The 9,848-nt window shown below is 72.2% G+C and carries 8 protein-coding genes; 7 read left to right on the top strand and 1 reads right to left on the bottom strand.

Features of this window, described 5'->3' with window-relative positions; genetic code table 11:
- The 5 genes from AB0947_RS27735 to AB0947_RS27715 form a co-directional block, all read left to right on the top strand.
- Positions 1-427, top strand: a 427-nt coding sequence (locus AB0947_RS27735; protein WP_366753044.1) for an alpha-glucosidase C-terminal domain-containing protein, incomplete at its 5' end; no start/stop codon positions are given.
- A complete protein-coding gene (gene treS, locus AB0947_RS27730) occupies positions 424-2,142 on the top strand; it encodes a maltose alpha-D-glucosyltransferase (RefSeq protein WP_366753043.1) in 1,719 nt (572 codons plus the stop codon). The genes AB0947_RS27735 and treS, both read left to right, overlap by 4 nt.
- 31 nt (positions 2,143-2,173) lie before the next feature.
- Complete coding sequence (locus tag AB0947_RS27725) at positions 2,174-3,538, top strand: maltokinase (RefSeq protein ID WP_366753042.1); 1,365 nt, start codon at positions 2,174-2,176, stop codon at positions 3,536-3,538.
- Between the two features lie 3 nt (positions 3,539-3,541).
- A complete protein-coding gene (gene glgB / locus AB0947_RS27720; protein ID WP_366753041.1) occupies positions 3,542-5,743 on the top strand; it encodes a 1,4-alpha-glucan branching enzyme in 2,202 nt (733 codons plus the stop codon).
- A gap of 91 nt (positions 5,744-5,834) precedes the next feature.
- Positions 5,835-6,923 (top strand): glutamate--cysteine ligase, encoded by a 1,089-nt coding sequence (locus tag AB0947_RS27715; RefSeq protein ID WP_366753040.1) that lies wholly within the window; start codon positions 5,835-5,837, stop codon positions 6,921-6,923.
- Positions 6,924-6,932: 9 nt separating this feature from the next.
- Here AB0947_RS27715 and AB0947_RS27710 read toward each other — a convergent pair whose 3' ends face one another.
- Positions 6,933-7,166: a DUF6480 family protein gene (locus tag AB0947_RS27710; RefSeq protein WP_366753039.1), complete on the bottom strand. Its 234-nt coding sequence runs from the start codon at positions 7,164-7,166 to the stop codon at positions 6,933-6,935.
- A gap of 149 nt (positions 7,167-7,315) precedes the next feature.
- On the opposite strand from AB0947_RS27710, the gene AB0947_RS27705 reads away from it, so the two are divergent.
- Positions 7,316-9,223, top strand: a complete 1,908-nt coding sequence (locus AB0947_RS27705; protein WP_366753038.1) for an AMP-dependent synthetase/ligase — start codon at positions 7,316-7,318, stop codon at positions 9,221-9,223.
- Positions 9,224-9,385: 162 nt separating this feature from the next.
- The gene (locus tag AB0947_RS27700) at positions 9,386-9,820 is read left to right on the top strand and encodes an ATP-binding protein (RefSeq protein ID WP_365711131.1); all 435 of its coding nucleotides are present in this window, start codon (positions 9,386-9,388) and stop codon (positions 9,818-9,820) included.
- Positions 9,821-9,848: the final 28 nt, after the last annotated feature.

The raw sequence follows: 9,848 nt of genomic DNA, 5'->3' as shown, positions 1-9,848 counted from the left end.
GAAGTACCAGCTCCGCCCCCGCGACTGGGAAGCCGCCGCACGCGAGGGACGCACCATCGCCCCCCTCATCACGAAGCTCAACACCATCCGGCGGCGGCACCCGGCGCTACAGCGCCTGCGCGATCTCCGCTTCCACCCGACCGACAACGACGCCGTGCTCGCCTACAGCAAGCGCACGGGTACGGACACGGTCATCGTGGTCGTGAACCTCGACCCGCACCACACCCAGGAGGCCACGGTCTCGTTGGACATGCCGCAACTCGGCCTGGACTGGGACGCCGCCCCGACCGTGCACGACGAACTGACGGGCGAGACGTACCACTGGGGCAGGACCAACTACGTGCGCCTGACTCCCGGCCGGGCGCCGGCGCACGTGCTCCACGTCGGGCGATCGACGCCCCAGATCGGAGGGCCCGCAGCGTCATGACCGTCAACGACCCCGTTCCGGACACCTTCGAGGACACCCCCGCCAAGGACCGGGACCCGGAGTGGTTCAAACGCGCCGTCTTCTACGAGGTCCTGGTCCGCTCCTTCCAGGACAGCAACGGCGACGGCGTCGGCGACCTGAAGGGCCTGACCGCCAAGCTCGACTACCTGCAGTGGCTCGGCGTGGACTGCCTGTGGCTGCCGCCGTTCTTCAAGTCCCCCCTGCGGGACGGCGGTTACGACGTCTCGGACTACACCGCCGTGCTGCCGGAGTTCGGCGACCTCGCCGACTTCGTGGAGTTCGTGGACGCCGCGCACCAGCGCGGCATGCGCGTGATCATCGACTTCGTCATGAACCACACCAGCGACCAGCACCCGTGGTTCCAGGAGTCCCGCAAGAACCCCGACGGCCCGTACGGGGACTACTACATGTGGGCCGACGACGACAAGCAGTACGAGGACGCGCGGATCATCTTCGTCGACACGGAGGCTTCCAACTGGACCTTCGACCCGGTCCGCGGCCAGTACTACTTCCACCGCTTCTTCTCGCACCAGCCGGACCTGAACTACGAGAACCCGGTCGTGCAGGAGGAGATCCTGGCCGCCCTGCGGTTCTGGCTGGACCTCGGCATCGACGGCTACCGCCTGGACGCGGTGCCCTACCTCTACGCCGAGGAGGGCACCAACTGCGAGAACCTGCCCGCCACGCACGCCTTCCTGAAGCGGGTCCGGCGCGAGATCGACGCGATGTACCCGGACACGGTGCTGCTGGCGGAGGCGAACCAGTGGCCCGAGGACGTGGTCGACTACTTCGGCGACTACCAGGCCGGCGGCGACGAGTGCCACATGGCGTTCCACTTCCCCGTCATGCCGCGCATCTTCATGGCCGTACGACGCGAATCCCGCTACCCGGTCTCCGAGATCCTCGCCAAGACCCCGGCCATCCCCACGAACTGCCAGTGGGGCATCTTCCTGCGCAACCACGACGAGCTGACCCTGGAAATGGTCACCGACGAGGAACGCGACTACATGTGGGCCGAGTACGCCAAGGACCCGCGGATGCGCGCCAACATCGGCATCCGCCGCCGCCTCGCGCCCCTGCTCGACAACGACCGCAACCAGATCGAGCTGTTCACCGCCCTGCTGCTGTCCCTGCCCGGCTCGCCGATCCTCTACTACGGCGACGAGATCGGCATGGGCGACAACATCTGGCTCGGCGACCGCGACGCCGTGCGCACCCCCATGCAGTGGACCCCCGACCGCAACGCCGGCTTCTCGGCGTGCGACCCCGGCAGGCTCTACCTCCCCACGATCATGGACCCGGTCTACGGCTACCAGGTCACCAACGTGGAAGCCTCCATGTCGTCCCCGTCCAGCCTGCTGCACTGGACCCGCCGCATGATCGAGATCCGCAAGCAGAACCCCGCGTTCGGACTCGGCTCGTTCACGGAACTGACCTCCTCCAACCCGGCGGTCCTGGCGTTCCTGCGCGAGTACGGCGACGACCTGGTGCTGTGCGTGAACAACTTCTCCCGCTTCGCCCAGCCCACCGAGCTCGACCTGCGGGCCTACGACGGACGGCACCCGGTGGAGCTGATCGGCGGAGTGCGCTTCCCCGCGATCGGCGAACTGCCCTACCTGCTCACCCTGCAAGGCCACGGCTTCTACTGGTTCCGGCTCACCCGAGTCGCATCCCGCATCGGCCGCCGCCGCTGAACGCCCGGCGCCGAGGAAAGGACGCGTCACCATGCCGAAGACCATCACCCCCCGACCGCGCACCGCGGCCGGGCCCGACGGGCCACTGGCCTCGTTGGGCGGGCTGCTGCGCGACTGGTTGCCGAGCCAACGCTGGTTCGCGGGCAAGGACCGGCCGGTCACCGATCTGTCGGTGCTGTCCGTGACGGAGCTGTTCCCGGGGTGTCTGCACCTGCTGGTGTACGCCTCGCACGTGCCGGTGCCCACCCCCGGCGGCACTCCCCCGCCCGGGGACTGCTACCAGCTGCTGCTGGGCCTGCGCCAGCACCTCGCCCCACGGCTGGAGCGGGCGTTCATCGGGCGTGCCGTCGGCGGCCCGCTGGCCGGGCTCGCGGTGTACGACGCCCTGCACGACCCGCGCTCGGCCCATCTGCTGCTGGAACGGCTGCGGCAGCCCGGCACGGCGGGCCCGCTGCGCTTCGAGACGGACCCGGCCGCCCATGTGCCCGGCGGTCTGCCGCCGCGGCTGCTGGACGCCGAACAGTCCAACTCCTCCATCGTGTACGGCGACGCGTACATCCTGAAGCTGTTCCGCCGGATCCAGCCGGGCGTCAACCCGGACCTGGAGGTGCCGGCGGCGCTGACCGCGCAGGGCTGTACCCGGGTGCCGGCGCCGGTGGCCTGGTTCACCACGACCGCGCCGCGCCCGGCCACCCTCGGTGTGCTGCAACCGTTCCTGCCGGACGCCACCGACGGCTGGACGCTGGCGCTGCGCGCGCTCGCCGCGGGCGACCACTTCACCACCGAGGCCCGCGCGCTGGGCCGGGCCATGGCCGAGGTGCACCTGGCGCTGGCCGAGGCCTTCCCGCCGGCCGGGCCGGGCGAGAACGGCCGTACGGCCGAGGCGATGTGCGCGCGGCTCGACGCCGCCGCGCACGCCGTCCCCGCGCTGCTGCCCTACGTACCCGGTCTGCGGGCCGCCTTCGGGGCGCTCGCCACGTGCGACACCGGGCCGCCCGCCCAGCGCATCCACGGCGATCTGCACCTCGGGCAGGTGCTGCGGGCCGGCCGCGACTGGTTCGTCATCGACTTCGAGGGCGAGCCGTCCCGCCCGCTCGCCGAGCGGCGCGCCCCGCAGTCCCCGGTGCGGGACGTCGCCGGGATGCTGCGCTCCTTCGACTACGCGGCCCGGCAGCGCCGCCCCTGGCGACCCGAGTGGGCGCGCCGCTGCCGGGAGGCGTTCTGCGCGGGCTACGCGGCCCGCGCCGGCTGGGACCCACGCAAGAAGCACGCGCTGTTGCGCGCGCACGAGACGGACAGGGCGGTCTACGAGGTGCTGTACGAGGCGAGACACCGGCCCGACTGGCTGCCGGTACCGATGGCGGCGATCAAACGGCTCGCCGTGTGGGGAGGCTGACCCATGGCACTGAAGGACACCACGCGCCCCGAGGCCGCCGGGCCCACGCCGGCCGCGCCCGTGGCCCTGGACCCCGCCGACCGCGGCCGGCTGCTGGCCGGCGCGCACCACGATCCGCACGCCCTGCTGGGCGCCCACCCGGTGCCGGGCGGCACGCTGTTCCGGGCGCTGCGCCCGAACGCCCGGGCGGTGAGCGTCGTGATCGACGGCACGACGACCGCGCTGCGGCCGGAGGGCGACGGTCTGTTCGCCGCCGTCCTGCCCCACGCGGAGGTCCCGTCGTACACGCTGCTGGTGGCGTACGACGACACCGAGCAGGAGGTGCACGACCCGTACCGCTTCCTGCCCGCCCTCGGCGAGCTGGACCTGCACCTGATCCGCGAGGGCCGGCACGAGCAGCTGTGGCGGGCGCTCGGGGCCGAGCCGATGGTCCACCAGGGCGTGTCCGGAACCCGCTTCACCGTGTGGGCGCCCAACGCCCAGGGGGTGCGGGTGGCCGGGGACTTCACGTTCTGGGACGGCACGCAGTACCCCATGCGGTCGCTCGGCGCGTCCGGGGTGTGGGAGCTGTTCCTGCCCGGGATCGGCGAGGGCACCCGGTACAAGTTCGAGATCACCTCCCGGTACGGGCACCGGTTCCTGAAGGCGGACCCGATGGCGCGGGGCACGGAGGTGCCGCCGGACACGGCGTCGGTGGTGACGTCCTCGCACTACGAGTGGGGTGACGCCGAGTGGATGGCGCACCGCGGTGACACCCCCGTGCACCAGGCGCCGTTCTCGGTCTACGAGGTGCACCTGCCGTCCTGGCGGCCCGGGCTGACCTACCGTCAGCTTGCCGAGGAACTCCCGCCGTACGCCAAGGAGATGGGCTTCACGCACGTGGAGCTGATGCCGGTGGCCGGGTACCCGTTCAGCGGCTCCTGGGGCTACCAGGTCACCTCCTACTACGCGCCGACGCCCCGGCTCGGCTCGCCGGACGACTTCCGGTACTTCGTGGACGCCTGTCACCGCGCCGGCCTCGGCGTGATCATGGACTGGGTGCCGGCGCACTTCCCCAAGGACGACTGGGCGCTGGCCCGGTTCGACGGGGACCCGCTGTACGAGCCCGGGAACGCGCTGCGGGCGGAGCACCCGGACTGGGGGACGTACGAGTTCGACTACGGCCGCACCGAGGTGCGCAACTTCCTCGTCGCCAACGCGGTGTACTGGTGCGAGGAGTTCCACATCGACGGGCTGCGCGTGGACGCCGTCGCCTCCATGCTCTACCTGGACTACTCGCGCGACTCCGGCCAGTGGGAGCCGAACGTCTTCGGCGGCCGGGAGGACCTGGACGCGGTGGCCTTCCTCCAGGAGATGAACGCCACCGTGTACCGGCGCTGCCCGGGCGTGGTGACCATCGCCGAGGAGTCCACCGCGTGGGACGGGGTGACCCGGCCGACGGACGGCGGCGGGCTCGGGTTCGGGCTGAAGTGGAACATGGGCTGGATGCACGACTCGCTGGAGTACATCCAGAAGGAGCCGGTGCACCGCAAGTACCACCACAACGAGATGACCTTCTCGATGGTGTACGCCTACAGCGAGAACTACGTCCTGCCGATCTCCCACGACGAGGTCGTCCACGGCAAGCGGGCGCTGGTGTCGAAGATGCCCGGCGACTGGTGGCAGCGGCGCGCCAACCATCGCGCCTACCTCGGCTTCATGTGGGCCCACCCCGGCAAACAGCTGTTGTTCATGGGGCAGGAGTTCGCCCAGGGGGCCGAGTGGTCGCACACCCACGGCCCCGAGTGGTGGCTGCTCTCCGACGACTACCACTCGGCCGGCGACCACCGGGGCGTGCAGGCCCTGGTACGGGACCTGAACACGGTGTACCGGGCGACGCCGGCGCTGTGGCAGCGGGACACCGACCCGGGCGGCTTCCGGTGGGTGCTGTGCGACGCGGCCGACGACAACGTGCTGGCGTTCCTGCGCTTCGCCGCCGACGGCGGCCCGCTGCTGGCGGTGTCGAACTTCTCCCCGGTCGTCCGGCACGACTACCGCCTGTGGGTCCCCGACGGCTTCCCCGCCTGGCGCGAGGAGCTGAACACCGACGACACCCGGTACGGCGGCGGCGGCGTCCGCACCGCGGGTCCCGTCAAGCCCGAGGAGGGGTCCCTGCACCTGACGCTGCCCCCGCTCGCCACCGTCTGGCTGACGCCGGAGGGCTGAAAGCCGCAGGTGTCGGCGACCGTGCGAGGGGCAGTCGGGGTCGTACAGACAGCGACTGCCCCCGTGGCACGGACAGAAGGGCGGCACCCAGGTGCGCACCGTCGGAGTGGAGGAGGAACTCCTTCTGGTCGATCCGGACAGCGGCGACCCGAAGGCACTGGCGGCGGCGGTCCTCGCACGGGCCGCCCAGGACGATCCCGGCCAGGACGTCTTCGAGAAGGAGCTGTTCGGGCAGATGCTGGAGTTCGCCACGCATCCGCAGTCGGACATGGCGGACCTCGGCGACGAGATCGTCCGCTGCCGCAAGGAGGCGGCCCGGCACGCCGGGCAGATCGGCTGCGGTGTCGCCGCCCTGGCCACGTCCCCGCTGCCGGTCAGTCCCGCCCTCAGCGTGAACGACCGGTACCAGTGGCTGGCCCAGCGGTACGGGATACCCACCTGGGAGCAGCTGGTCTGCGGCTGCCACGTCCATGTGTCGGTGGAGTCCGACGAGGAGGGCGTCGCGGTCCTCGACCGGATCCGCCCGTGGCTGCCGGTGCTGCGGGCGATCAGCGCGAATTCCCCGTTCTGGCAGGGCCGGAGCTCCGGCTACGCCAGCTATCGCAGCCGGGTGTGGAACCGGTGGCCGTCGGCCGGCCCGACCGAGCCGTTCGAGACGGCCGAGCGGTACCACCGCCGGGTGGCCGAGATGGTGGACACCGGGGTGATCCTCGACGAGGCCATGGCCTACTTCGACGCCCGGCTGTCGGCCCGGTACCCGACGGTGGAGATCCGGGTGGCGGACGTGTGCCTGGGCGCGGAGAGCGCGGTGCTGATCGCGACGCTCTGCCGTGCCCTCGTGGAGACGGCCGCCCGGGAGTGGCGGGCGGACCGGGCGGCGCCCGACCCCGGTGTGAGCCTGCTCCGGCTGGCCGACTGGCAGGCGGCCCGGTACGGCCTGGAGGAAGACCTGCTCGACCCGGTGACCATGCGGCCCCGGCCCGCGCCCCGGGTGCTGCGCTCCCTGCTGGAGTACACGGGCGACGCGCTCACCGAGTCCGGTGACGCGGCCCGCGCCGAGCGGGCCGTCGAGGAGCTGCTGCGCACGGGCAACGGCGCACGGGAGCAGCGCAGGCTGCTGGAGCACACCGGCAGCCTGCGGGACGTCGTCGCCGAGTGCGTGCGGCGCACGCAGGGCTGAGCGGACCGGTCAGAGGATCAGTACCAGGGCGTAGGCCAGGAAGAAGGCCGCGATCAGCACGACCAGCAGCAGGATCAGGGTCAGCGGTGCCTTGGCCCAGCCCCTGCGCTGGACGTGCGGTTCGCGGGGGCCGGCCTCGGGCATGCTGCTCTCGGCCGGCGGGGTCTCGCCGGGCGGGACTCCCCCTCCTGGTTCCAGACCGGTCGTGCGCTCGGGCTCCGGATCGGGGTTCACATGACTCATGTGTCCCGAGTCCCCAGGACACGCCCACATCATCAGCCGATCACGACTTCCTCGTTCCCCTCACCGAACGCGCCTGCCTGGGCTACATTCGAGCACCGCCGACACCGAGCCGACCGGCGGAGTGACCGTCCGTACACCAGGAGCAGCGCATGCGGAACCCCGCCCCCGCTCCCGCCCCCGCTCCCGCCGTCGCCCCGCCGCTCACCGGCGGCCTCGCCGACAGCGTGTTCGCGACGGCGGAACGGAATCCGGCGCTGCCGGTCCTCGCGCGCCGGGACGGTCCCGCCGCCCCCTGGCGGGAGGTGACGGCGGTCGAGCTGCGCGACGAGGTGGTCGACCTGGCCAAGGGCCTGATCGCCGCCGGTGTCTCGCCCGGCCACCGGGTGGCCCTGATGGCCCGCACCCGCTACGAGTGGACGGTGCTCGCGCACGCGCTGTGGGCGGTGGGGGCCGAGATCGTGCCGGTCCATCCGGCGTCCTCGCGGGACCAGGTGGAGTGGATGCTGCGCGACGCGGGCTGTGTGGCCGTGGTCGTGGAGGACGAGCAGGGCGTCATGACCGTCGGCACCGTGTGCACCCGGCTGCCACGGCTGCGGCACGTCTGGCAGCTCGACGCGGGCGCCGTCACGGAGCTCGTGGAGCGGGGCGTGGCCGTCCCCTGCACCACGGTGGAGTCGCTGCGCCGGATCGTGCTGCCGGACGCCACGGCGGCCGTCGTCTACACCTCCGGCACCTCCGGGCGCCCGATGGGCTGCGCGCTCAGCCACCGCGGCCTGGCCTACCCCTGTGACACGCTGCTGGCCGGCTGGGCGCACACCGCCGCGCCGCCGGGCGAACAGCCGTCCGTGCTGGCGTTCCTGCCGTTCTCGCACGTCTACGGCATCATGATCATGCTGATGTGCGTGCGGGGCGGGGTGCTGATGGCGCACGAGCCGGAGCTGACCGGTCCGGCGCTGGCGTCGGCCCTGGGCACGTTCCGGCCGACGTACCTCTACGGTGTGCCGTCGGTGTTCGAGAAGCTGTACAAGACGTTCCTGCGCACCGCGCAGCAGGCGGGCCGGGGTGCCCTGTTCGAGCGGGCCGCGCAGACGGCGCGGGACTTCGCCGCCGCCGAGGAGCGCCGGCGGCTGGGCGCCGGGCCGGGCCCCGGACTCGAACTGAAGCTGCAACACGCCCTGTACGAGCGGACGGTGTACCGCAGGCTGCGGGCCGCGCTCGGCGGCCGGGTGGTGCGCGGGACCTCCGGCGGCAGCGCCCTCAACCGCGAACTGTCCCTGTTCTACGAGGGCATCGGCGTCTACCTCCACGACGGGTACGGGCTCACCGAGGCCTGCGGCGGGATCACCATGCAGCCGCTGGGCCGGGAGAAGTCCGGGACCGTGGGCCTGCCGCTGCCCGGCACCGAGATCCGGGTGGCCGAGGACGGGGAGATCCTGGTGCGCGGTCCGTCGGTGTTCCAGGGCTACATCAGCGACGAGCACGCGACCCGGGCCGCGCTGCGCGGCGGCTGGCTGGCCACCGGGGACATCGGCCGGCTGGACTCCGAGGGCTATCTGACGATCACCGGGCGCAAGAAGGACATCATCGTCACCAGCGGCGGCAAGAGCGTGGCCCCGGCCCTGCTGGAGCAGCGGCTGCGGATGCACCCGCTGGTGCACCAGGCGGTGGTGATCGGCGACGACCGGCCGTGCGTCGGCGCCCTGATCACCCTGGACCCGGAGTTCCTCGCGCACTGGCGGGCCGCCCTGGCGCTGCCGGGCGACGCCCAGGGGCGGGAGGTCCGCGAGGAGAACGCCCTGCGGGAGGAGATCGCGCGGGCGGTGGCCTCCGCCAACAGTGCGGTGTCCCGCGCGGAGTCGATCAGGGTCTACCGCGTCCTGCAGGAACCGTTCGCACCGCACAACGGGCTGCTGACGCCGTCCATGAAGCTGCGCCGGGACGCCGTCGTGCGGCACTACGCGGCCGAGATCGAGGCGATGTACCAGGCGCGCTCCCGGCCGCGGCCGGGTCCGCCGGAGCCGGCCGAGTGGGACGAACCGGACGATGTCTTCCGCTGACGGCGCCGCGGAAGTACGGCGAACCGGCGGCGGGTCCGAGGGGAGACGGATAGCCTGCGCGGCTGGGGGAACCCGCAGCGCAGCGAGAGATCAGCAACGACGACCGTTCCGGTCGGAAGGGGCCGAGCCGGCCCGTTCCGGGCCGGGACCGGGGAATGCGAGATGGTGACGGAGCCGCGCTGGGACGACACACCGCCCTCGGAGGAGAGGTACGAGCGTACGTTCTCCTTCCCCGGGGAGCTGCGCAACGTCACGGGCGCGCGGCTCGCGGCGGAGGAGTTCCTCTGTGCCCTTGCCCGGGACGCGCCGCCGGGCGCGCACGAGTACTGGGACGACATCCTGCTGGTCGTGACGGAACTGGCCGCGAACGCGATCCAGTACGCGCCCGGTCCGTTCGACCTGCGGATGCGCCGCACCTTCGACGGGGTGCACGTGACGATGCGGGACACCAGCACGACCAGGCCGGAGCCCCGGCCGTTCCACCCCCGCACGGGCGGTGGCGGCATCGGCTGGCACCTGGTGCACACGCTGTGCACCCAGGTCAGTGTGGTCGTGCACGACCGCGGCAAGGACATCCACGCGTTCCTGCCCTGGTGACGGGTGTTCGACGTGTAGGTGTGCGCCA

Source organism: Streptomyces sp. NPDC047841, assembly GCF_040704085.1.
Lineage (GTDB): Bacteria > Actinomycetota > Actinomycetes > Streptomycetales > Streptomycetaceae > Streptomyces > Streptomyces argyrophylli.
The sequence above is the reverse complement of the archived record's forward strand: the minus strand, read 5'-3'. Positions and strand labels throughout refer to the sequence as shown.

Excerpts from the sequence above, each read along its gene's own strand:
- glgB (WP_366753041.1), top strand. The coding sequence starts at position 3,542 with ATGGCACTGAAGGACACCACGCGCCCCGAGGCCGCCGGGCCCACGCCG.
- treS (WP_366753043.1), top strand. The coding sequence starts at position 424 with ATGACCGTCAACGACCCCGTTCCGGACACCTTCGAGGACACCCCCGCC.
- AB0947_RS27725 (WP_366753042.1), top strand. The coding sequence starts at position 2,174 with ATGCCGAAGACCATCACCCCCCGACCGCGCACCGCGGCCGGGCCCGAC.
- AB0947_RS27700 (WP_365711131.1), top strand. The coding sequence starts at position 9,386 with ATGGTGACGGAGCCGCGCTGGGACGACACACCGCCCTCGGAGGAGAGG.
- AB0947_RS27705 (WP_366753038.1), top strand. The coding sequence starts at position 7,316 with ATGCGGAACCCCGCCCCCGCTCCCGCCCCCGCTCCCGCCGTCGCCCCG.
- AB0947_RS27710 (WP_366753039.1), bottom strand. The coding sequence starts at position 7,166 with ATGAGTCATGTGAACCCCGATCCGGAGCCCGAGCGCACGACCGGTCTG.